18 protein-coding genes are annotated in these 23118 nt (G+C 66.8%); 4 read left to right on the top strand and 14 right to left on the bottom strand.

The window, feature by feature from the left end:
* Window positions 1-73 precede the first annotated feature (73 nt).
* From ROA7023_RS11615 to ROA7023_RS11585, 7 genes are all read right to left on the bottom strand, one after another.
* A complete protein-coding gene (locus ROA7023_RS11615) occupies window positions 74-1453 on the bottom strand; it encodes an FGGY-family carbohydrate kinase (RefSeq protein ID WP_085879204.1) in 1380 nt (459 codons plus the stop codon).
* Entirely contained in the window at window positions 1450-1767 is a 318-nt protein-coding gene (locus ROA7023_RS11610) for an L-rhamnose mutarotase (protein ID WP_085879203.1), read from the bottom strand. The genes ROA7023_RS11615 and ROA7023_RS11610 overlap by 4 nt, the downstream gene beginning before the upstream one ends.
* Window positions 1764-2765 carry an ABC transporter permease gene (locus tag ROA7023_RS11605; RefSeq protein ID WP_085879202.1) on the bottom strand — a complete coding sequence of 334 codons (1002 nt, stop codon included), beginning with the start codon at window positions 2763-2765 and terminating at the stop codon, window positions 1764-1766. Before ROA7023_RS11605 ends, ROA7023_RS11610 begins: the two co-directional genes overlap by 4 nt.
* On the bottom strand, window positions 2762-3745 hold the full coding sequence (locus ROA7023_RS11600) for an ABC transporter permease (RefSeq protein ID WP_200812494.1): 984 nt from the start codon (window positions 3743-3745) through the stop codon (window positions 2762-2764). Before ROA7023_RS11600 ends, ROA7023_RS11605 begins: the two co-directional genes overlap by 4 nt.
* 3 nt (window positions 3746-3748) lie before the next feature.
* Window positions 3749-5284, bottom strand: coding sequence for a sugar ABC transporter ATP-binding protein (locus ROA7023_RS11595; protein WP_085879201.1), 1536 nt, complete (start codon window positions 5282-5284; stop codon window positions 3749-3751).
* Window positions 5285-5367: 83 nt separating this feature from the next.
* The gene (rhaS, locus tag ROA7023_RS11590; protein ID WP_085879200.1) at window positions 5368-6363 is read right to left on the bottom strand and encodes a rhamnose ABC transporter substrate-binding protein; all 996 of its coding nucleotides are present in this window, start codon (window positions 6361-6363) and stop codon (window positions 5368-5370) included.
* A 36-nt stretch (window positions 6364-6399) separates the two neighbouring features.
* On the bottom strand, window positions 6400-7203 hold the full coding sequence (locus tag ROA7023_RS11585; protein WP_085879199.1) for a DeoR/GlpR family DNA-binding transcription regulator: 804 nt from the start codon (window positions 7201-7203) through the stop codon (window positions 6400-6402).
* 187 nt (window positions 7204-7390) lie between these two features.
* On the opposite strand from ROA7023_RS11585, the gene ROA7023_RS11580 reads away from it, so the two are divergent.
* Together ROA7023_RS11580 and rhaI are read left to right on the top strand one after the other, a co-directional pair.
* Window positions 7391-9493, top strand: a complete 2103-nt coding sequence (locus ROA7023_RS11580) for a bifunctional rhamnulose-1-phosphate aldolase/short-chain dehydrogenase (RefSeq protein ID WP_085879198.1) — start codon at window positions 7391-7393, stop codon at window positions 9491-9493.
* 13 nt (window positions 9494-9506) lie between these two features.
* Window positions 9507-10781, top strand: coding sequence for an L-rhamnose catabolism isomerase (rhaI, locus tag ROA7023_RS11575; protein ID WP_085879197.1), 1275 nt, complete (start codon window positions 9507-9509; stop codon window positions 10779-10781).
* A gap of 129 nt (window positions 10782-10910) precedes the next feature.
* Here the strand turns inward: rhaI and ggpS are convergent, their stop codons facing one another.
* The 3 genes from ggpS to ROA7023_RS11560 form a co-directional block, all read right to left on the bottom strand.
* Window positions 10911-12401, bottom strand: coding sequence for a glucosylglycerol-phosphate synthase (gene ggpS / locus ROA7023_RS11570; protein ID WP_085879196.1), 1491 nt, complete (start codon window positions 12399-12401; stop codon window positions 10911-10913).
* 12 nt (window positions 12402-12413) lie between these two features.
* Entirely contained in the window at window positions 12414-13190 is a 777-nt protein-coding gene (locus tag ROA7023_RS11565; RefSeq protein WP_085879195.1) for an HAD-IIB family hydrolase, read from the bottom strand.
* Between the two features lie 158 nt (window positions 13191-13348).
* On the bottom strand, window positions 13349-14329 hold the full coding sequence (locus ROA7023_RS11560; RefSeq protein ID WP_306372487.1) for an NAD(P)H-dependent glycerol-3-phosphate dehydrogenase: 981 nt from the start codon (window positions 14327-14329) through the stop codon (window positions 13349-13351).
* Window positions 14330-14809: 480 nt separating this feature from the next.
* Here ROA7023_RS11560 and ROA7023_RS11555 point away from each other — a divergent pair, with 480 nt between their 5' ends.
* Together ROA7023_RS11555 and ROA7023_RS11550 are read left to right on the top strand one after the other, a co-directional pair.
* Window positions 14810-15823, top strand: coding sequence for an amidoligase family protein (locus ROA7023_RS11555; RefSeq protein WP_159458490.1), 1014 nt, complete (start codon window positions 14810-14812; stop codon window positions 15821-15823).
* Complete coding sequence (locus ROA7023_RS11550; RefSeq protein ID WP_085879193.1) at window positions 15820-16548, top strand: gamma-glutamyl-gamma-aminobutyrate hydrolase family protein; 729 nt, start codon at window positions 15820-15822, stop codon at window positions 16546-16548. The genes ROA7023_RS11555 and ROA7023_RS11550 overlap by 4 nt, the downstream gene beginning before the upstream one ends.
* Window positions 16549-16565: 17 nt before the next feature.
* Here the strand turns inward: ROA7023_RS11550 and ROA7023_RS11545 are convergent, their stop codons facing one another.
* From ROA7023_RS11545 to ROA7023_RS11530, 4 genes are all read right to left on the bottom strand, one after another.
* Window positions 16566-17381 (bottom strand): formate/nitrite transporter family protein, encoded by an 816-nt coding sequence (locus ROA7023_RS11545; protein ID WP_085879192.1) that lies wholly within the window; start codon window positions 17379-17381, stop codon window positions 16566-16568.
* 146 nt (window positions 17382-17527) lie between these two features.
* Entirely contained in the window at window positions 17528-19912 is a 2385-nt protein-coding gene (gene gghA / locus ROA7023_RS11540; RefSeq protein ID WP_234992168.1) for a glucosylglycerol hydrolase, read from the bottom strand.
* Complete coding sequence (glgB, locus tag ROA7023_RS11535) at window positions 19909-22137, bottom strand: 1,4-alpha-glucan branching protein GlgB (RefSeq protein WP_085879190.1); 2229 nt, start codon at window positions 22135-22137, stop codon at window positions 19909-19911. The genes gghA and glgB overlap by 4 nt, the downstream gene beginning before the upstream one ends.
* 318 nt (window positions 22138-22455) lie before the next feature.
* Entirely contained in the window at window positions 22456-23115 is a 660-nt protein-coding gene (locus ROA7023_RS11530) for a Fe2+-dependent dioxygenase (protein WP_085879189.1), read from the bottom strand.
* Between the last annotated feature and the right edge of the window lie 3 nt (window positions 23116-23118).

Here is a 23118-nt window from a genome sequence, read left to right as displayed (position 1 = left end):
TGGACGCCAATGTGACCGCCATAGATTGACAGAGTGTTTATGTCCGCTCGAACGCCACGCCCCGGTGCGGCCGTCAGGGCCGGCTTTCCGTGCACCGACGCCAGGCCTCGGCGTAGTCGCCCCAGCCCGGCGGAGGGGCGGTCGCCGCCTCGGCCATCCGGGGCGGGGGCGCGGATCGGTCGGCAAAAAGCAGGGCCGCGCCGATGCTGGTGCCGGTCGCGGTGCCGCTTTGCAGCACCGGCCGACCGGTCGCCGCGCCAAGCATGCCGGTGAAGAGCCCGTTGCGGGCAAATGGCCCCTCGACGATGGTCGGGCCTTCCGCGCCGGTCAGCCGAAGGCAGGTGTTGGTCATCAGCGCGAGGTAGAACGACAGCGCCGCCGCCCGTTGGCCGCTGCCCACGGCGGGCTCCGGGCCGGTCCAGCGCATGGGGCACCCCCTGAACGGACCGGTGCGCGGCTCCACCGCCGGCAGGACCATGAGCGACGAGGCCAGCACCTGCGCGATGTCCGGCCCGGTCGGTTCGGCGGTGCCGCCGGCCTGCACGATCTCGTATTCCCGCCCGCCCATGAAGCGGGCCGAGGGCACGGGATCGCCCAGGGCATTCACGTTCACCAGCGTATCCCGGTCCGGGTCGAGCGCCGCCCTGGTGCCGCCGACGGCCATGGTGATGACCCAAGTGCCGGTCGACACGACCGAGAAGGGCGCCGCCTGCGCCAGGATATGCGGGTAGAGCGACGCGTTGGAATCGTGGATCCCGACGGCAACCGGCGTGTTGCGCGGCAATCCGGTCGCGTCGGCGATGCCCGGCAGGATCGTGCCGAGGATGTCGGTCGACCTGCGCACCGGGGCCATCTTGCCCGCGAGGCCGAGCGCCTCGGCAAGGTCCGAGACCGTGCCCGCCGAGGGCTGCCAGAGATCCGTGTGGCAGCCTATGGAGGTCACGTCGCAGGCGATCTCGCCGGTCAGCCAATGGCCCCAGTATTGCGGATAGGTCAGCACATGGGCGGTCCGGTCGCGCAGGGCCGGGTCCTCATGGAATTGCCAATGGAGCTGCGCCCCGACGTTGAGCCCCGCGGCGAGCCTCGGCGATCCGGTCACGGCGAAAGGGGGCCTGATCCTGTCATAAGCCTCGGTCAGCGCCTCGGGCCCGTCGTGTTCGTAATCCAGGATCGGCGCGGCGAGCCCGAAGCGATCGTCCAGCAGCACCACGCTCGCGCCATGGGTGGTGACGGAGATCGCGTCGATGCGGTGTGCACGGTGAAAGGCCGCGAGTGCCTCCAGCAGGAAGGCGCGGTGGCCCGCCACGTCGAAATGGGGCCAAGGCGGCCCCGGCACGACGGTGTTGGGTCGGGTGACGACCGCGATCTCCTCGAGTGCATCCAGGTCGACCAGCGCAAGCTTGGCGTTGGTCTTGCCGATGTCGATGACGGCGATGTGGCGCGGGGCTGTCATGGCATGTGAAAGAGCCGGCGCAGCGGAATGGCGACGGGCGCGTTGTCGGGCCCGGTCTCCATGATGTCGGCCATATGGGCCCACCATTTCTGCATCACCGGGTGGTCGGGCAGGCTGTCCATGCGGTGATCGTCGCGGCGGGTCAGGACGCCGATCAGCAGGTTTGTCTCTGTGTCGAAGTGGATGCTGTAGTCGCTCACCCCCGCGTCGCGCAGCAGGGCCGTCAGTTCAGGCCAGATCGCGTCGTGGCGACGCTCGTATTCGGCCTCCATCCCTGGCAGAAGGCGCATCCGGAACACGTGGCGTTCGCTCATGACCGGGCCCTCCGCGCGAGCATCGTCCAGAGCCGGGGCAGGGCGATCACCCCGATCAGCAGCAGGCCGATGAAGATCGACATGACGATCCCCGGCACGTTCAGCAGGCCGAGGCCGAAGGTCACCAGCCCCATGACGAAGGCCGCGATCACGACACCGGGGATCGACCCCGACCCGCCGAGGATGTTGACCCCGCCGAGCACGACCATCGTGACGACCTCAAGCTCCATCCCCTGGGCGATGCTGGGCCGGGTCGAGCCCAGGCGCGAGGTCAGACAGACCGCAGCGACCCCGGACATCAGCCCGGTCAGCAGGAACAGGATGAACTTCACCCGCTGCACGCGGATCCCGCTGAACAGCGCGCCGGTCGGGTTGTTGCCGATGGCATAGACGGCGCGGCCGAAGTTGGTCTTGTGCAGCACGACCCCGTAGATCACGGCGATGACGACGAAGAACAGCATCTCGACCGTGAACACCCAGTAGATGTAGCCCTGTCCGAACCAGGCGAAGCTGGAGGGATAGCCGCGGAAGGCGTCATCGCCCAGGATGATGTAGCTGATGCCCCGGAACAGGCTCATGGTGCCGATGGTGACGACGATGGACGGCAGCCCGAGGATGGTCACGAAGACCGCGTTGAACGCGCCGCAGAGCAGGCCCACGACAAGGCCGACGACCACCAGCTCTGGCGTGCCCGCGCCGTATTGCAGGGCGAGCCCCATCGCGGTGCTGGCCAGCGCGATGATCGAGGCGACCGACAGGTCGATCTCGCCCGAGATGATCAGCAGGGCCATGGCGAAGGCGATCATCGCCTTCTCGGTGAAGTTGAAGGTCGCGTCGCTGAGGTTCCAGGCGCTGAGGAAATAGGGCGAGGCAAAGCTGTTCACGACGAAGATCGCGATCGCCACGGCGAGCAGAAGCGCCTCCCAGCTGCGGAACAGCCGGTAGGCGCGGCTGTTCAGCCGGTCGGGGATGCGGCGCTCGGGGAGGGTGTCGCTCATGATTTCGCCTCGGCTGACTTGAGGATGATCCGGCCTTTCTTGCGCCCGGCCCGGGCGTTGAAGGCCACGGCGATCAGGATCGCGCTGCCCGAGATCGCCAGCTGCCAGAAGGGCGAGATGTTGACGACCGGCAGCGCGTTCTTGACCACGCCCAGAAACAGCGCGCCAAGGACCGCGCCGCCGACCGATCCGACCCCGCCCGCGATCGAGATGCCGCCGATGACACAGGCGGCCACGACCTCGAGCTCGAACCCGCCGGCGATGTCGACATAGGCGACCGCGTAGCGCGCCACCCAGAGATAGCCGGTGAGGCCGGCCAGGGCGCCGGAGATGACGAAGGCCAGGAACTGTGTCCGGCCCACGTTGATGCCGGTGTAGACCGCCGCGTGAGGGTTGCCGCCGACGGCGAAGATCGACCGGCCCAGCGGCGTGCGCGCCATCATGATGGCAAAGAGCAGCACCGTGACGATGGCCGCCCAGGACAACAGCGGCAGGCCCAGGACCTCGGCCCGGGGAAAGCCGGTGAAGCTCTCGCTCATCTCGTGCGAATTGACCCATTTTCCGCCTGAAATCAGGAAGATGATGCCGCGGAAGATCGTCATGGTGCCCAGGGTGACCACGATCGGCGGGATCGACAGCTTCCACACCAGAAGGCCGTTGACCGCCCCCATTGCAGCCCCCAGCAACAGGGCGATGACGATGATGACCGGGATCGGCAGGCCCGGCATGGCAACGTTGATCATGGCGACGGCCATTCCCGTCAGGGCCAGGTTGGCGGCGACCGACAGGTCGATGCAGCGTGTCAGGATGACCACCATCTGGCCGAGCGCGAGAATGATCAGTGGAGAGGTGTCGTTGAAGACATTGGCAAGGTTCGACGGCGCGACGAAGCCTGCGAACCGCGAGGCGATAAGGGCCAGCAGGGCCAGGATCGCACCGGCCAGGATCGTTTCGCGCACGGGGATGATCCGGGGCAGCATGGGTCAGGCCTCTTCCTTCTGGGGGGTGGCGGCAATACCGGCGGCGTGGCGCACAAGGGTTTCGGGCCGCATCTCGTCTCCGGTCACCTCGGCCACGATGCGCCCGTCGCGCATGACGATCACCCGGTCGGACATGCCGATCACCTCGGGGATCTCGGAGCTGACCATGATGACCGACAGGCCCTGGCTGGCCAGCTCGGCCATGAATTCATGGACGGCCGCCTTGGAGCCGATGTCGATGCCCTTCGTGGGCTCGTCGAGGATGATGACCTGCGGCTGCGTGGCCAGCCACTTGGCGATGACCACCTTCTGCTGGTTGCCGCCCGACAGATTGCCCACGTCCTGGTCCAGCGAGGCCGCACGCAGGTCCAGCCGTTCGGAATATTCGCGGGCAAGGCGCAGCTCTTCGGCAAGCTGCAGGAAGCCGGACCGCGAGGTCCGCCGGAGCGACGGCAAGGTGATGTTCTGAAAGATCGGCAGGCCGATGATCGCGCCCTGCTTGCCGCGATCCTCGGGGACATAGACGATGCCGCTGGCAACCGCCGCGGCCGGCGAGCGGATGACCCGTATCTGGCCGTTGACCTTGGTCACGCCCTTGCTGGGCCGGGTGATGCCGAAAAGCGCCTGCATGAGCTCCGACCGGCCTGCCCCCACCAGCCCGTAGAACCCCAGGATCTCGCCGCGCTTGAGGGTAAAGCCGATGTCGGCGAACTCTGTCGGGTGATCGTAGCCCACGACCTGCAACACGTCCTCGCCCACCACCGGGTCGCGCTGGGGAAAGATGTGGTCGACGGCGCGGCCGACCATCATCCTGACCAGCGCGTCCTCGTCGATATCGGCGATCAGCCCGTCGCCGACGAAGGCACCGTCGCGGAACACGGTATAACGATCCGCGATGCGAAAGATCTCGTCGAACTTGTGGCTGATGAACAGGATCGCCTTGCCCTGGGACTTGAGCGTCTCGACCAGCTCGTAGAGCTCCTCGATCTCCTTGTGAGAGAGGGCGGCGGTCGGTTCGTCCATGATGACCACGCGGGCGTCCACCGACAGGGCGCGGGCGATGGCGACCAGGTGCTTGCTGGCGATGCCAAGCTCGCGCAGCTGGGTGTGGGTGCCGAAGGGGGCGCCGATCTCGTCCAGCAGCTTGCGGGCGGCGCGGTGCATGGCGGCGGTGTCGATCAGGCCCCAGCGGGTGCGGGGGGCATGGCCGATGAAGATGTTCTCGGCCACCGAAAGCTCGTCGAACAGCACCGTCTCCTGGTGGATCGCGGTGATCCCGGCCTCGGAGGCGTCGTTGGGGGTGTTCAGCACGATCGGGTCGCCGTTGATCCGGATCGTGCCGCCGTCGGGCCGGTAGATGCCGGTCAGGATCTTCACCGTGGTGGATTTGCCCGCGCCGTTCTCACCCACCAGCGCCGTGACCTGGCCGGGGTAGAGGTCGAGCCGGACCCGGTCGAGCGCCTTGACCCCGGGAAAGGTCTTAGTGATCGCATCCATCGAGACGACGGGCGCAGTGGCAGACGCGGCACGCTCTGTCATGACGGCATTCTTTCGAAAGATGGGGGCAGGGGCGTTTGGCCCGACACGGGGTTACCCGTGCCGGACCAATCGGGGAGGAAACCTCAGAAGATCGACTTGAACTGGTCGATGTTGCTGGCGTCGTAGACGAAGGGGTCCGCCATGGCGCCCTCGCTGTTGTCATCCAGCGTCAGGGTGCCCATGCGGCCCATCGGGATCTCCGCGCCGGGGGCGGCTTCGACACCGTTCTGGCTCAGCTCGTAGGCCAGCATCGTCGCCGAGTAGCCCAGGTCGATCGGGTTCCAGATCGCGAAGGATTGCGAGGCGCCCGACTCGATGGCGCCGGCCATCTCGGAGGGCAGGCCGAGGCCCGTCACGTTGACCTCGCCGACCTTGCCGGCATCGACCACGGCCTGGGCCGCGGCCACGATCCCGACGGAGGTCGGCGCGATGATCGCGTCGAGGTCGGGGTAGGATTGCATCAGGCCGGTGGCCTCGCGGTAGGACTTGTCGGCCAGATCGTCGCCATAGACCGTCGCCACGACCTCGATGCCGGGATAATTGCCCATCACCTTGTTCATCTCCTCGATCCAGATGTTCTGGTTGGTCGAGGTGGTGGTGGCCGAGAGAACCGCCACTTCGCCGCCGTCGGGCAGATGGTCGGCCGCCAGCTTGATGATCATGTTGCCGATCAGCGAGTTCGAGGACGGGTTGAGGTGAAGCTCGCGGCCCTCCGGCGCGACGCCGGAATCCCAGCTGATCACGGTGATCCCGCGCTGCATGGCGCGCTGCAGGGCCGGCACCAGCGCATCGGTGTCGTTGGCCGACACGGCGATGGCATCCACGTTCTGCGCGATCAGCGAGTTGATGACCTCGATCTGGCCCTCGGCGGTGGTGTCGGTGGGGCCGGTATAGATGATCTCGACGTTGCCGAGTTCTTCGGCGGCCTCTTCGGCGCCTTCGGCGGCCGCCTCGAAAAAGCCGATGCCGAGCGCCTTGACGACCAGCGCGATGCGCACGTCGTCCTGGGCCATCGCCGGTCCGGCGAACATCGCGGTGGCCAGCGCGGCCGAGGCGATCAGTTTGTCAAATACACTCATGGTTTCCTCCCTTAAGAGTGGTTTGGGCAGGGCGGGCTATGACGCCACCCCTTCTTTCTGCGCGCTCCCGGACGGGACCACGATCAGCGTGACATCCGCCGCCTCCAGCATGCGCGCGGTGCGATCGTCGATGCCGTCGTCGGTGATGATGGTGTCGATCCGGTCCAGCGGGCACAACACCAGGCTGGAGCGGTTCGCGAATTTGCTGCTGTCCACGAGCACGATCAGCTCTTCGGCCTGGCCGATCAGCTTCTGCTCGGCCTGGATCAGCAGCGGGTCCTGCTCCATCAGGCCAAGCGGGCCGATGCCCGATGCGCCCATGAACATGCGCCGGGCGTAGAAATTGCGCGTCACGTCGTTGTCGAATGGCGACAGGATGATGTTCTGCTCGCGGTAGATGATCCCGCCGGACAGCATCACCGTGTTGGTGGTGTTCTTCAGCAGGTGCTCGGCGATCGGGAAGGAGTTGGTGAACACCTGCAGCCGGCGCGAGGCGAGCGGGTGGACCATCTGGAAGGTGGTCGTGCCGCCGTTGATGATGATCGGCTCGCCATCTTCGCAAAGCTCCACGGCCGCGGTGGCGATCGCCTGCTTCTCGGCGATGTTGAGCGTCTCGTTGACGCTGAACGGCCGCCCGGCGAGGCCAACGAAGGGCTTCGCGGCCAAGGCCTCGGCGCCGCCGCGCACCCGGCGCAGGCGCTTTTGCTTGTCGAGGGTGTTGATGTCGCGGCGCACGGTCGCCTCGGAGGCGCCGGTCAGGGCGCAGAGGTCGACCACGGTCACCAGCGACCGGTCCTGAACGGCGGACAGGATGACGCGATGTCGGTCTTTCTCGTGCATGGAACGCCTCCCTCGATGGCTGCAACGTGCTGCGACTCGCGGCGATCTGTCAATCATTATTTGTCATATTCAATCATTCTGCAGTGCAGCATGACCATTAATGATTGAACATGATTGACAGGCGATGATTTCAGGGACAGCTTGTCGGCGAAATCCGCGCCGTTTTCCGTCGCCCATGGAGACACAAATGACCCCAATGCCCCAAAGCCAACGTCTTGAAAACAAATGGGACGTTGGCCGCGCCGCCGCGATGAGCGAGCCGGAGAAGCTGCTCTATCGGTCCAACCTTCTGGGATCGGACAAGAGAATCACGAATTACGGCGGGGGAAACACCTCGGCCAAGGCAATGGAAACCGACCCGCTGACCGGCGAGGCCGTCGAGGTGCTCTGGGTCAAGGGCTCGGGCGGCGACGTGGGCTCGATCCGGATGGACGGGTTCGCGACGCTCTACATGGACAAGCTGAACGCCCTGCGCGGGGTCTATCGCGGGCCCGGGTTCGAGGACGAGATGGTGGGCTTCCTGCCCCATTGCACCTTCAACCTGAACCCGCGCGCGGCCAGCATCGACACCCCGCTGCATGCCTATGTGCCGGCGAAACACGTCGACCACATGCATCCGGACGCGATCATCGCGATCGCCGCGGCAAAGGACAGCAAGGCGCTGACGCGGAAGATCTTCGGCGACGATATCGGCTGGCTGCCGTGGAAACGGCCGGGCTACGAGCTGGGCCTCTGGCTGTCGGATTTCTGCGCGAAGAACCCCGAGGCGAAGGGCGTCGTGCTGGAAAGCCACGGGCTGTTCACCTGGTCGGACGACGCCAGGGAATGCTATGACTTGACGCTCGAGATCATCCAGAAGGCCATGGACTGGTTCGCCCAGGAAACCGCCGGCAAGGCGGCCTTCGGCGGGGCGGTGCACCAAAGCCTGCCAGCGGCGGAGCGGCGCGCGACCGCGGCCCGGCTGATGCCCGCGATCCGGGGGATGGTCTCGGGCGCCCAGCACATGGTTGGCCATTTCAACGACAGCGACGCGGTGCTGGAATTCGTCAATGCCGCCGACATGGAACGGCTGGCCGCGCTCGGCACGTCCTGCCCCGACCACTTCCTGCGCACCAAGATCCGGCCGCTGGTGGTCGGGTTCGACCCCGCAACGCCGGACGTGGAGGCCACGCTGGCCGGCCTTGCCGACGCGGTCGCGGCCTATCGCGAGGACTACAAGGCCTACTACGACCGCTGCAAACATGACGACAGCCCGGCCCTGCGCGATCCGAACGCGGTGGTCTACCTGGTGCCTGGCGTCGGTATGATCACCTTCGCCAGGGACAAGGCGACGGCGCGGATCTCGGGCGAGTTCTACGTCAACGCAATCAACGTGATGCGCGGCGCAGACGCGGTGTCTGAATACCGGGGCCTGCCTGAACAGGAGGCCTTCGACATCGAATACTGGCTGCTGGAAGAGGCAAAGCTGCAACGGATGCCCGCGCCCAAATCCATGGCCGGACGGGTGGCGCTGGTGACGGGCGGCGCGGGCGGCATCGGCTCGGCCACGGCGGAACGCTATCTGCGCGAAGGGGCCTGCGTGATGCTCGCCGATATCGACGACGCGGCCCTTGCCGAAACCGCCGACAATCTCAAGGCGCGTTTCTCCCCGGACGTCGTGCGCATTGTCACCATGAACGTGACCGACGAGGCCGCCGTGGCCGCGGCCTATGCCGAGACCGCCACCGAGTTCGGCGGCGTCGACATCCTGGTCTCGAACGCGGGCATCGCCAGTTCGGCTCCGGTCGAGGACACGACGCTGGAGCTGTGGAACCGCAACATGGCGATCCTGTCGACGGGCTATTTCCTGGTCAGCCGCGAAGCGTTCAAGCTGTTCCGGGCGCAGGACATCGGCGGGGCGGTGGTCTTCGTCGCCTCCAAGAACGGGCTGGCCGCGTCACCCAATGCCTCGGCCTATTGCACGGCCAAGGCGTCGGAGATTCACCTCGCGCGGTGCCTCGCGCTCGAAGGGGCGCCGATGGGGGTGCGGGTGAACGTGGTCAACCCGGACGCGGTGCTCAAGGGCTCCAAGATCTGGCAGGGCGAATGGCTGGACCAGCGCGCAGGCACCTACGGCACCGACAAGGACGGGCTGGAGGAGATGTACCGCGAACGCTCCATGCTCAAGCGGTCCGTTCTGCCCGAGGACATCGCGGAGGCCGCGTATTTCCTGGCCTCGGATCTCTCGTCGAAATCGACGGGCAACATCATCAACGTGGACGCAGGCAACGTCCAGGCGTTCACGCGCTGAAGGGGAGGGTTTCATGATACATCCAGACAGGATCGCGGCGGCCAACGACACCGCCGAGGGACGGCTCTCGGCCGATTACGAGGCGCTGGGCGCGCATCTGGACCGGCGCGGGATCGACATCGCGGCGATCAAGGCGAAGGTGGCGGGCTACGGTGTCGCGGTGCCCAGCTGGGGCGTCGGCACCGGCGGCACCCGATTTGCCCGCTTTCCCGGCCCCGGAGAGCCGCGCGACATCTTCGACAAGCTCGAAGATTGCGGCGTGATCCATAAGCTGACCCGGGCGACGCCCTCGGTGTCGCTGCATATCCCGTGGGATGCGCAGCCGGCGGCGGACCTCAACAGCAAGGCGCAAGAGGTCGGGCTGACGTTCGACGCGATGAATTCCAACACCTTCCAAGACCAGCCCGACCAGGCGCTCAGCTACAAGTTCGGATCGCTCTCGCACACGGATGCGGCCACGCGCCGGCAGGCGATCGACCACAACATCGCCTGTATCGAGCTTGGCCGGCAGATCGGGTCGAAGGCGCTGACGATCTGGATCGGGGACGGGTCCAACTTCCCTGGCCAGACCAACTTCACCCGCCAGTTCGAACGCTATCTCGACGCCACACGCACGGTCTACGACGCCCTGCCGGACGACTGGACGCTGCTGACCGAACACAAGATCTACGAGCCCGCGTTCTATTCCACGGTGGTGCAGGATTGGGGCACCAACCTGCTGATCGCGCAGCAACTGGGGGACAAGGCCAAGTGCCTCGTGGACCTCGGCCACCACGCGCCGACCGTGAACATCGAGATGATCGTCGCCCGGCTGACCCAGTTCGGCAAACTCGGGGGGTTCCACTTCAACGACAGCAAGTACGGGGACGACGACCTCGATACCGGCAGCATCGACCCCTATCGCCTGTTCCTGGTGTTCAACGAGCTGGTCGAGGCCGCGCACAACCCGGATTTCAACCCGATGCACATGCTCGATCAAAGCCACAACGTCACCGATCCGATCGAGAGCCTGATGGTCTCGGCCACAGAGGTGCAGCGGGCCTATGCCCAGGCACTGTTGGTGGATCGCGCGGCGCTGGCGGAATGTCAGGAGGCGAATGACGCGCTGATGGCGACCACCCTGCTCAAGGCCGGGTTCCGCACGGATGTGGAGCCGATCCTGGCGATGGCCCGCTTCGAAGCGGGCGGCGCCATCGACCCGGTCGCGGCCTACCGCGCGTCAGGCTACCGCGCCGCGGTCGCGGCAGAGCGTCCGGCGGTCAGCGGGGCGGGCGGCGGCATCGTCTGATTTCTGGGGGGGGGGGGGGGCGGTTACGCGCCCGGCCTGCCCCGACGGCACCCTTGGGGGTGCGGTTCGGGGGCCTGGCGGGCAATGTCCTCTGCCGGGGCCGATCCGGCCCCGGCGGGCGCGTCGGCGTCAGGCCGCGCTTTCGCTGTTCTCGTCGCTTCGCATCTTCAGTGTCCCCGGCATCCAGCCGCGCACGTCGGTTTCCTGCACGGCCTTGCGCAGGCCCTTCATCCGCTGGCGGGCTTCTAGCTCCGGCAGCTCCAATGCGCTCAGGATCGTCAGGTCCATGGCCCTGTAAGAGAACGGATTGGTGATGATCGCATCCGCCAGTTCCACCGCGGCGCCCGCGAATTCAGAGAGCACCAGCACACCGCCCCCATCGATCCGCGAGGCGATGAACTCCTTGGCGACGAGGTTCATGCCGTCCGCGAGGGGCGTGATCCAGGCCACGTCCGCCGATTGGTAGTAGGACACGAGCCGGGTGAACGGGATAGCGCGCGAGATGAAGGTGACCGGCTGCCATTCCAGCGTGCCGAAGCGGCCATTCACCCGCCCGACGATCTGCTCCATCTCGGTCTGGATCTCTTCGTAGGCGGCCATGTTGCGGTTTGCCGCGACCGAGACATGCATCAGGCGGACCTTGCCGCGCAGCTCGGGGTTGAACTCCAGGATCCGCTCGAAGCTCGCCAGCTGCTCGATGCCGCCCTTGGTGTAATCGGTGCGGCCGACCGACAGGATCAGCTTCACCTCGTCCGTCTCTTCCTTAATCCGCTTGGTCTGGACAGCCGTCTCCTCGGAGCGGGCGATGTCGTCGATATAGCCGATGTCGACCCCTACCGGCGTGACGCTGACAGCCACGTCATGGTCGTCGCACCGGATGGCGTTGGGCCAGGTCCGTTCGGTCAGCGCGGCCCCGTCCGAGATCCACTTCTCGGGGACCTGCTTGCGCTCGATGACTTCCACGTCGAACAGGCTGCTGGCAACCGAGACGAAATTCGCGGCATAGCGCGGGATGTGAAAGCCCACGTCGTCGCAGGCCAGAAGGCTCGCGATGATCTCGCGCCGCCAGGGCAGCAGGTTGAAGATGTCCGAGGACGGGAACGGCGTGTGGTGGAAGAAGGCGATCCTGACATCGGGGCGCATCTCGCGCAGATACCCGGGGACGAGCCACAGGTTGTAATCGTGAACCCAGACGAGCGCCCCTTCTGCCGCCTCTTCGGCGGCCGCCTGCGCAAAGCGGCGATTGACGGACTGGAAGTTGGCCCAGTCCACAGGGTCGTAATTGTAGCGCTCCTTGAAGCCGTGCAGGATCGGCCAGAACGCCTCTTTCGAGGTGACGTGGTAGAATTCGCGCACCTGGTCCTCGGACAGGGCCAGGCGTGACACCGAGTAGCTGCCGTAATCGTCGTCGATCTCGATCCGTCGTTCGAAATCAGGATTGTCGGGATCGTCGGCCAGCTTCCAGGCGATCCAGGCGCCGTGATTGACCTTGCCGAAAAACCCCTTGAGCGTCGGCACGATCCCGTTCGGGCTTTTGTTCTCGCGCAGGACGATCTTGCCGTTTTCCTCGACTTCCTCGTAGGGCTGGCGATGGTACACGATGACCATTTCGGATGACATGGGACGGTCCTTTCAGTCGGCAGTGAAGAGGTTGTGGTGCAGGATCGCCTCGGCGATCCCGGCGGCGCCCTCGGCCTGTGCCGCGTAGACGTGCTCCAGGTCTTCCACCTCGTCGATCAGCGCCGGCTCGGATCCGCCGACGGCCACCGCCGGCAGGCCCATCTTCAACATGGTCAGGTCGTTCATGGTGTCGCCGGCCACCAGGACGCGCCGGTTGTCGATGCCCAGGTGCGTCAGAAGGCGCAGCAGCGAGGGGCCCTTGCTGACCCCTTTCGGCAGGACATCGAAAAAGCGGTTGTCAGACACGATCGTGTCGAGGCCGAGCTCCGCGATCGTGTCGACCGCGGCCTCGTCGAACAGCGCCGGGTCCATGTCGTAGCTCAGCCGGTAGCGGAACAGGGTCGACTGCAGCCTGAGCCCGGCCGCGCCGGTCAGCGCGAATTGCGCCTTGGACCCGGCGTCGCCCCAAGCGACCGCGATCTCTTCCTCCAGCTCGGGGATCGGAGAGACGATGTGGTTCCGGTCCATCGTGGCGATGGTGGTCCCCACGTCCGCGATCACGAAATCGGGGCGCGGCACGCCCATCTTGCGCGTCAGGTCATGGATGAAGCCAGGATCGCGCCCGGTCACGAAGATCAGTCCGACGCGGCTCCGGTTGGTCTCTATCCAGGAATAGAGGCTCTTCCTCTGCTCGTCCGATCCCCCGAGGAAGGTGCCATCTAGGTCGGTTGCGAGGACGAAGTCCTTGTCGGATATGTCAGATACACCGAATTTTTCGCGCCGGTTCATGAGATCCTTTCTGCAAATGTTGCAATGTCTTGTTCTGTTGCGGGGTGGTCGAATGACAGGTCCATGGCCCGGGGTTCCGCCTCGATCGGGCGGGCCCAGAGGCTGGCGAAGGCCTTGCCGAGGCCGGCGCCGTCATGGAGGATCGAGCGCACTGTTTCTCAGATCGGCATGGCGACCTTGAGGCTGCGGGCGAGGTCCGTCACCGATATGGCGTTGAGCTCGCCTTCCACGACGACGGGCTTGCCCTCGAAGCATTGCGCGCGGGACAGGCCCTCGCCCAGCTGCTGGCCCAGTGCCATGTTACGCGACGTGGCGCTGGAACAGGTCAGCGCGAGGTCGCCGATCCCGGACAGGCCGGTCACCGTCTCGCGCCGCCCGCCGAGCGCCTCGGCCAGGGCCTTCATCTCGTCGAGGCCGCGGGTGATCAGTGCGGCGCGTGTATTCTCGGCAAAGCCCGCGCCGGTCATCAGGCCGCAGGCGATCGCGATGATGTTCTTGACCGCGCCGCCGATCTCGACCCCGACCAGGTCGTCGGAGACGTAGACGCGGAAGCTTTCCGTGGACAGCGACACCGCCAGGCGGACGGCCGGGCTGTCGTGGGGCTTCAGCCGGTCGCCATAGGAGAACGGAAAAGCCGCGGTGGCCGCCGTCGGATGGCCCAGGGCCGTCTCCAGCGCGAAGGTCGGGCCAGAAAGGCAGCCGATCGGGTGGCCGTTCAGCTCCTGCTCGGCGACCTGGGTCATCAGAAGGCCGGTGTCCGGCTCGATCCCCTTGGCGCAGACGGCGATGGGGATGCCGGCGGGCACGTGTTCGGCGACCTGCCTCGAGACCTCGCGGACACTGCGCGAGGGGACGACGATCAGCACCGCCTCTGCCCCCTCCAACGCCTGCGCCATGTCGGTGACGCCGGTGAGGTTCCCGGGCAGCGACACGCCGGGCAGAAAGCGTTCGGTCGTGGATTTCGTGTTCATCTCGGCGATCACTTCCGGATCGCGTCCGTAGATCGAGACGGCACAGCCCGCCCGCGCCATGGTGACGGCCAGCGCGGTCCCCCAGGAGCCGGCGCCGATGACGGCGGCCTTGCGGTAGGGATGCGCAGGAAAGGACGACGGAGCGCCAGAGACGACTTGATCTTTCATTGATGTCCTCGGATCCAGAAAAGCGAAATATTGTCCACTGGGGGGTTAGCCCGGGGCTTTGCGAAGGTCTCGCGGGGCCTTCGATATTTGTCGCTTACGTACCATTCATGTCGTAAACGATGTGTTCAACGGGGGCAAAGTCAATGCTGCGGGTGCAAGATGTCGGGCATTGTCGGAATTTCGCGGCGGTTTCCGGGGCGGGATAGAGAGGCGGCCCGCCTTTCAGGCATGCCGCGCAAAAATCGGGCATTCTCTTGAATCGGCCGGCGCCGTTCTGCGCGTCGAAAGCCCTCCGGTCCGCCGCGCGGAGCAGGGGCGGGATTCGGGCTGTCAGGCCGGGGGCACTGAGGCGGAAATCTTGACGGTAGATTCTGAAAAGTAACTTGATGGTATGAAGTTAGGGGTCAGGACCGCTCTTGGGGGTACCCGCCATCGGAACTTCGGTGCGGGCCTTCGCGTTCCCCCGTCATGGACCAGAATGTGACAGAGACCGCCCTGGCGCTCGACGCTTTCCCGCCACTGCCGGGCGCCGATGGCGACGAGCGCAAGGACGGGCGCAGAACGGGGATCGAGATCGAGTTCGGCGACCTCGACGACGAACCCGCGGCGGCGATCCTGCGGGACTGCCTTGGGGGCGACCTCTCGCACCCGAAGGCTGGACAATGGCGGCTGGAGGACAGCCGGATCGGCGGCCTGGACCTCTACCTGGACACGCGTCTGCGGCCGGAGGCGACGTCGGAGGGCGCCGAGCTTGCCGTCGATATCGCCCGCCGCGTGGTGCCGCTCGAGATCGTGACCGAGCCGCTTGCCCGGTCCCGGCTGCCGCTGGTGGAGCGGATGATGGACGCGCTGTCGGACGCCGGGGCGTCGGGCTCCCGCGACGGGCTGCTCTATGGCTTCGGGCTGCATCTGAATGTCGAACTGGCGGACCCTGAGAACGGGACGGACATGCCGCGCACAGCGCTCGCCTTCGCCCTGCTGGAGCCCTGGTTGCGGGCGAGAGATCCGCTCGATGTCAGCCGCCGGGTGCTGCCGTTCACGCGGATCTTTCCGGGCGCCTTCGTGGATGCGCTGGCGGAAATGGGCGGCGATGCCGACTTGGGCCACCTGCTCGACGCGGTCGACGCGCATATCTCGGATCGCAACCACGGGCTCGACCTGCTGCCGGCCTATGCCCATCTCGCGCCCGACCGCTTTGCGCGCCGTCAGGCGGAGGCGGGGGCGGTCAAGGCGCGTCCGACCTATCACTACAGGATGCCCGAGACGCGGTTCGGAACCCCAGGCTGGTCGCTGGGCTACGAATGGCGGCGCTGGATCCTGGCAGAGAGGGTTGCCGCAGACCCGGACTGTCTTTCCCGCCTCTGTGCCCTGCGCGGCGATTTCGAAAACGTCCCCCTGCGCCCGCCCCACCAGGACTGGCAGGACAGGATGACCGAGGCGCTGGGTCCACTCGCCCAGCTCGCGCCCGAAGGCGGTCCCGGGGCGCCGCAATGACCAGGACCACCCCGACCATCGGCGTGACCACCTCGCGCCGCTCCGGCTGGCGGATTTTTCCGCTGGTGGCGCTGAACGTCTGGCTTGCGGGCGGGCGCGCCGTGCGCTGGGGCACCGGGCGGCCCGCGGATCTCGACACGATCGACGGGCTCATCATCGGCGGCGGCGACGACATCTCGGCCGAGCTCTACGGCGGCGAGCTGCGGGCGACGGCGCGGATCGATGCCGCCCGGGACGCGTTGGAACGGCGTCTGGCGGAAACGGCGGTCGACGAGGGGCTGCCCGTCCTCGGCATCTGTCGCGGGGCGCAGATGCTGAACGTCGCCATGGGCGGGACCCTGCATCAGGACGCCTGGAGCCAGTATCCGCAGGCCCGCCACTACAAGACGATCCTGCCGCGCCGCGAGATCCGGACCTGTCCGCAGACCCGGCTTCGCCAGCTGCTGGGTGGCTCTGCGGTGCGGGTCAATGCGCTGCACACCCAGGCGGTCGATCGCCTGGGGCGCGGGATGAAGATCGCGGCCGAGGATACCGGCGGCATGGTCCAGGCGGTCGAGGGCACGCGCGATCCCTTCACCGTCGGGGTGCAATGGCATCCCGAACACCTGTTTTACCAGCGCCGGCAGCGGCGGCTTTTCAGCGCACTCGTGGTGGCCGCGCGGGCCCGCCGGGACGAGGCCGCCGGGGGCGATCCGCAGCTGGCCCGGGTCGACCGGCGGGCCTAGGCAGGGGCCGCGCAGGCTCAGATCTCCTGGCGCACCTGCGCATAGGTCAGCGCCGCGAATATGCCCGTGCCGCCAAGCACATTGCCCGCCAGTGCCGGCAGAATCCCCGCGAAGACGGTCTGCCAGACCGAGATCTCTCCGTGAAACATCACGACGAACAGCTCTGTCGCCCCCGCGACGACGTGCGACAGATCGCCGAGCGCGATCATGTAGGTCAGGATGATGATGATCAGCGTCTCTCCCGCGCCGGTCATTCGCGGCAGGATCCAGACCAGTGCCGCGATCATGAACCCCGCCGGTATCCCGCGCGAGAAATGCTCGAAGGTGGAGGCCTCGGCGAAGTGGCGCGAGATCTCCAGCACGCCGTCCAGGCGATCGGGCGGGATGATCCGCCCGTGAGAGATCACCAGAGCCGCCACCAGGCAGCCGGCCATGTTGGCCAGGAACACGATCCCCCAGAGCCGCCCGATCTTGAGGAATTTCTCGGCCGTCGGGTCGAGGAACAGCGGCAGGATCGGCGTGATCGTGTTCTCGGTGAAAAGCTGCATCCGCCCGAGAATAACGATCAGGAAGCCGGCGCAATAGCCGAAGTTCGAGACCACGGACGCCCAGCCGGCCTCCGGCATCACGGCGGTGAGGAACCCCTTGCCCAGGACCGAGGTGCTGATGGCGATGCCGGCCACGACGCCGGACCACCACAGGGCGCTGGCGGTGCGGGACAATTCGTGCTCGCCTTGCCTGCGGATCGCCTCGTAGATGACGGAGGTGGGCGGCTTCTCGAACTCCTTCACCTGCTCGCGTTCGTCGCGATCCAGATCGAATGCATCGCCCATGTTGTCCTGCCTTCCGAATGTGTGCCGCGTTTCGTCCGGCCCCCGACACCTAGGCTGAATCCCTGTGCCGGCCAGTTGGGCCCCGCGCACCCCGCCGCAGATCATCCCCCTCCGGCCGGGGCGACCGGAGGGGGGAAGGGTGGGGCTCAGGGCGTCTTGCGGGTATAGAGGACGGCCATGCTGTCGTGCAGGGTGATCGGGCCGCCCTCGTAATCGCTGCCGATGGTCGGCGTGCGCAGGGCCACCGTCCAGCCGCCGCCCTCGAGACCGGGGATGGGCAGCGCGGTCGGGTCCACGTCCAGCAGCGGCTTGCCCTCGAGATGCGCGATGGCAAAGACCTGCTCTCCGTCCGGCCCGTGCCGCAGCGAGCGGAAGGCCACAGACCCGCGCGTGGGCGTGGCATAGTCGAAGACGTCCCGGGGCCCGTAATTGTCGCGCAGCCAGGGCCGCGCCGCCCGGAATTCTCGCAGCTTCAGCATGTAGTCGGTATGGGCGTCGCCAAGGCGGTCGAGGTAGTTCGAGACGTTGCAGTAATCGTGCATGTCGTCCATCCAGGCCCGCGCGACCTCCTTCAGCAGGGCCGGGTCGTAGGGCCGCGGGCCTTCCAGCGGCGGGTCGATGTCGTTGAGCATGGTCGCCATCACGTCGAGGTCGTAATCCGAGGCCTCGACCAGCGCCGGCAGGACCACGAAGAACCGTTCCAGCCCTTCGCGGTGGTCGAACCCCATCGCCTTGAGCCGGCGGAAGTTGCCGGGCTCCGAGTAGGTATAGGCATCCACCTGCCAGTTCAGCGAGATCGCCTCTTCGGCCACGATCTTGACGCCGTACTTGTCGTCCTGGTTGCGGATGAAGCCCCAGGACGCCCGCGCCATGGCGTTCAGGAAATCCATCGGCACACCGGGGAAGGCCGCATAGGTCAGCATCTGTGCCGCCGGGTGGTCGTAGGCCTTGTCGAGGATCTCCATCCGGGTGTCGCCGAGACGGGTGTTGATGTTGAGCTTTGGATTGATCTGGGTGCCCCGGCGCAGGGTGTCGTGGTTCGCGCAGCCCGAGATCCAGTTGGAGCCGGTGCGCAGGATCTCCTGGATGCGCCAAAATTTGGACAGCCAGAAGGTGTAGAGGAACGGCGTGTTGTGGGCGAAGGTCAGCGGCCCCCACTGGAACACGTCGTCGTCGCGCTGGTTCTCGATCACCGCGCGGTAATCCGAGCTCAGCTCCCAGTCCTCGTCGGGCCAGGGGCGGCCGTCCTCGAAGATGAACCAGGGGCGGTATTTCCGGCCGGCGACCTCCTGGACGATGTCGGCCATCTCCTGCAGGTACTCGTCGTCGTGGCGCAGCATATCAGCATCCGCATCCCACCATTTGAAGTCCTGCGCCCCGTCCACCCGCACGCCGTCGGCGCCGAAATTCACCTTGCGCCGCTGCATCTCGAGCATGATCGCGCGGACCACCGGATTGCGGTAGTTCAGGTTCTGTCCGTACATGTTGGGGCCGGCGAAATAGTGATGGCTGAGCGCCCGCAGCCCCTGGTTGTCGCTGTGGCCGTAGACCACGTCGAAGATCAGCTTCTTTGGCTTGCCCGGGAAATTGTGCAGGGCTGCGACGAGGTCCAGCAGCTCGTCGGGCCGGTCGGTCTCCAGCAGCGAGGGGTTGATCGCGGCCATCCCGCTGATCACCACGTCATAGCCCCAGTTGGTCGTGTCCGGCCGGCGGATGTCGACCACAAGCCGGTCGTCCCCGTCCTCGATCTCGGTCCAGAAATCGGGGCCCGCCTCATAGACCGTCGTCGGCTCTACGGGCAGAAGCTGCACCGCGTCATAGCCCATGAAGATCCGTTCGGCGGGTTCGAGCTCCGCTCCGTGCCGGATGCGCTCGGCCAGGGTGTTGTAGTGCCGGGTCAGGCCCGCGATGCTCATGCTGGCGGTGGCGGTAGGGACGTGGATCTGCTGAATGCTGGTGGCGGGGCCGAACTTGTGGGTCTCGCCCTCGGGCAGCTCGGCGTAGTAGGCCCTGTCCGTCCGCGCGGCCTGCATCGCCTCGATGTCGTAATACTCCGCCGGCGCGAAGGGGCCGAAGGGCACGGAGGCCGAGAGCGGGTCGAAGATCCGGCTCCAGTTGTTCTCGCTGTCGCGCCAGACCAGAGAGTAGAAGCTGCCCACCTGCTCACGGGTGCCGGCCTTCATCCCGTCGATCGCCGCCATGCACCAGGCGTCGATCAGGGTCACCGGGATGCGGGTGCGGCGAAAGCTCAGCTCCTGCCGCGAGCGCAGCAGGCTGATATCGCCCTCAACGTCGAGCACCTCGATGAAGACGTCGCCTTCCGACACCCTGTGCTCCTGCAACTCGGGTGCCCAGAACATCACCTCGCAGGTGTCGCCGCGCCGATGCGCCCCAAGCCGCTCGGCGATGATCCGCGAGGTCTCGAAGGCGGGATGACCGCTTTGCAGCACGTTCTCCGTCCACTGGGACAGGGCCTCGGTGGCGGCGACGTTCTGGGTCACCTCGGTGGGGTGTGGGATTGCATCCATCATGCGGTCTCCAGGGTAAGGTAAATGCCGCTGAGCGGTGGCAGGGTAAGCGAGATCGAGTTGGCTTGGCCATGGCTCGGCGTCGGGGCCGAGGCCACGCCGCCCAGATTGCCGCGGTCCCGGCCGCCATAGATGCCGGCGTCGGAGTTCAGGATCTCGCGCCAGAACCCGTCCTGTGGCACGCCCAGCCGCCAGTCCGACTGCGCCACGCCCGAGAAGTTGAACACCGCGATCACCGGTGCTGAGCCGTCCTCTCCGCGCCGGATCCAGGCATAGACGCTGGCGGCCTCGGCCGCGCCGTCGATCCACTCGAACCCGTCCGCGCGGCAGTCGCGGGCGTGCAGGGCCGGCATGTCGCGGTAGAGCCCGTTGAGGTCGCGCACCAGGCGGCTCAGCCCGGCGTGGCCCGGGTTCTGCAGGGCGTCCCAGTCAAGCTGCGCCTCGGCGTTCCACTCGGGGCGCTGGCCGAATTCCTGGCCCATGAACAGTAGCTTCTTGCCCGGATGCGCCCACATGAACGCGTAATAGGCCCGCATGTTGGCGAGCTTGGCGGCGGCATCCCCCGGCATCCGGTCATAGAGCGAGCCCTTGCCGTGGACCACCTCGTCATGGCTGAGCGAGAGCACGAAATTCTCGCTGAACGCGTAGTTCAGGCCGAAGCTCATCTTGTTGTGGTGATGCGCCCGGTAAAGCGGATCCTGGGACATGTATTCCAGCGTATCGTGCATCCAGCCCATGTTCCATTTGAACCCGAACCCCAGCCCGCCCTCGTGCACGGGCCGCGAGACGCCGGGCCAGGCGGTCGATTCCTCGGCGATGACCATGGTGCCGGGGTCGTCGCCGTAGACCGTGGCGTTGAGCCGGCGCAGGAAGTCGATGGATTCCAGGTTCTCGCGCCCGCCGTGGCGGTTCGGGATCCATTCGCCGTCCTTGCGGCTGTAATCGCGGTAGAGCATCGAGGCCACGGCATCGACCCGCAGCCCGTCGACATGGTGCTCGCGCGTCCAGTAGAGCGCGTTCGCGACGAGGTAGTTGTTCACCTCGTTGCGGCCCAGGTTGTAGATCAGCGTGTTCCAGTCCGGGTGATAGCCCTCCCGCGGGTCGCCATGTTCGTAAAGGGCGGTGCCGTCGAACTTGGCTAGCCCGTGGGCGTCGGTCGGAAAATGCGCCGGCACCCAGTCGAGGATCAGCCCCAGCCCCGCCGCGTGGCAGGCGTCGACGAAGGCGCGGAAATCGTCGAGCTGGCCAAAGCGGCTCGTGGGCGCGTAAAGCCCGACCGGCTGGTATCCCCAGGACCCGTCGAACGGATGTTCCGAGACCGGCAGGCACTCGATATGGGTGAAGCCGAGGTCCTTCACGTAGGGCACCAGTGTCTCGGCCAGCTCGCGGTAGCTCAGCCAGGTGCCGTCCGGCCTCTTGCGCCAGCTGCCCAGGTGCGCCTCGTAGATCGAGATCGGCGCATCGGTGCGCTGGAGCGCCCCGCGGTCGCGCATCCACGCCCCGTCCTGCCAGCTGTACTCGTCGAGGCTGCGCACGATGGAGCAATTGTCGGGCCGCAGATCGCCCTGGAGCCCGACTGGGTCGCTCTTGGGCTTTGGAAGGCCGCCATCCGCCCCGGCGACCTCGTATTTATAGCGCGCACCGGTGCCGAGATCGGGAATGAACAGCTCCCACACGCCGGACGTGCCGCGCCGGCGCATCGGATGCCTGCGCCCGTCCCAATCGTTGAAATCGCCGATCACCGAGACCCGCCGCGCGTCCGGGGCCCAGACGGCGAAGGCCACGCCGTCCGCGCCCTCGTGAGCGATGGGCCGCGCCCCGAGCGTCCGCCAGAGGCGCATGTGCGCCCCTTCCGAGATCAGGTGCTCGTCCATCTCGCCCAGGACCGGGCCGAACTGATAGGCATCGAGATAACCCCAGTCCCCGCCGTCGTTGCGGGCCTGGACGGTGTAGCGGCCGGGCCGCGTGGGCAGGACGGCGCCGAACACCCCGGCCTCGTGCAACACCGCGAGCGGCACGCGCCCCGTGCCGTCGATATCGACCTCGGCCTCCGTCGCGCCGGGGGCGAAGATGCGGATAGACCAGGCCCCGTCGCGCTCGTGGACGCCGAGGACGGAGAACGGGTCTCTGTGCCGGCCCGTGACGAAGTCCTCCAGGGAGGTTGCGTCTGTTTCCGGCGCCAGCGGAAGGTCCGTTGGCACCGCATTCGTTGCTTGCGGACGTATCATATCGTCTCCGTCGTGTTTTTTGACCGGGCACTGGTTGCGCACGGATCGGGCGCCACGCCGGACGGCGCGGGCCCCTGGCCCGGACCCGTCCCCCGGGCGCTGGGCCGGAGTGCCAGGCCGGCCCCAACATGATTGTATGATATAGCTTGGGTTTCGGGTGTCAAAACGCACAATATGACCGCGCCCCGCAGCGCCATCTGCGACCATCATGTGCGATGGGCAAAGACCGATACCGCTGTTTCGGGCCCCGCGGGAAGCGCCCCGGCCACGCCCCCGGGCGCGAGGGTGGACGGCGCGCGCCGGGCGCATTCCATGGCGTCAGTCGTCGGCCCAGATCCGGTAGAGGTTGCTCTTGGCCTTGAACAGCCGGTCGAAGGCGGGCGTCTTGCCCAAGGTCTCGAAGACCTCCCGCGCCGCCACGTCGAGATCGTAGAGGACCTCGCGGCGGGCCGGGTCGCGCACCCGGCTGGTGACCCAGCCGACGAAGGCCATCCGCTCGCCGCGGGTCACCGGTTCCACCCGGTGCAGGGCGCTGGTGGGATAGACGACCGCGTCCCCGGCGGCGAGGCGGATCACCCGCTCCTCGAGACCGTCGTCGATCACCAGCCCGCCGCCGTCATACTCTGCGGGATCCGACAGCGGCAGGGTAAAGGACAGGTCCGTGCGCTGGCCCTGCATGATCGGGTCGTCCACATGCAGCCCGTAGGCCATGCCGCTGCGATAGCGCGACAGCAGCATCCGCGCGAAGCCGCGCGGGCGGGCCCCGGCCTGGAACACCTCGTTGGCCGAGAGCGCCCCCGAGACCTTTTCGAAGAGACCGTCCAGCGCCTTCGACGGGCTGGCCTGGAGGTTCTGCTTGACGTCCCGGGCATAGCGCCCCGCCGTGGTCTTGCCGTCGACGAAGTCGAGCTTTTCGGCGGCAGCCCGAAGGGCCGCCACCTCGTGCGCATCCAGTACGTTTGCGATGACAAGGATCATCGG

Source organism: Roseisalinus antarcticus, from assembly GCF_900172355.1.
GTDB lineage: Bacteria > Pseudomonadota > Alphaproteobacteria > Rhodobacterales > Rhodobacteraceae > Oceanicola > Oceanicola antarcticus_A.
Note: the sequence above shows the minus strand (reverse complement) of the source record. Positions and strands in the feature narration are given on the sequence as shown.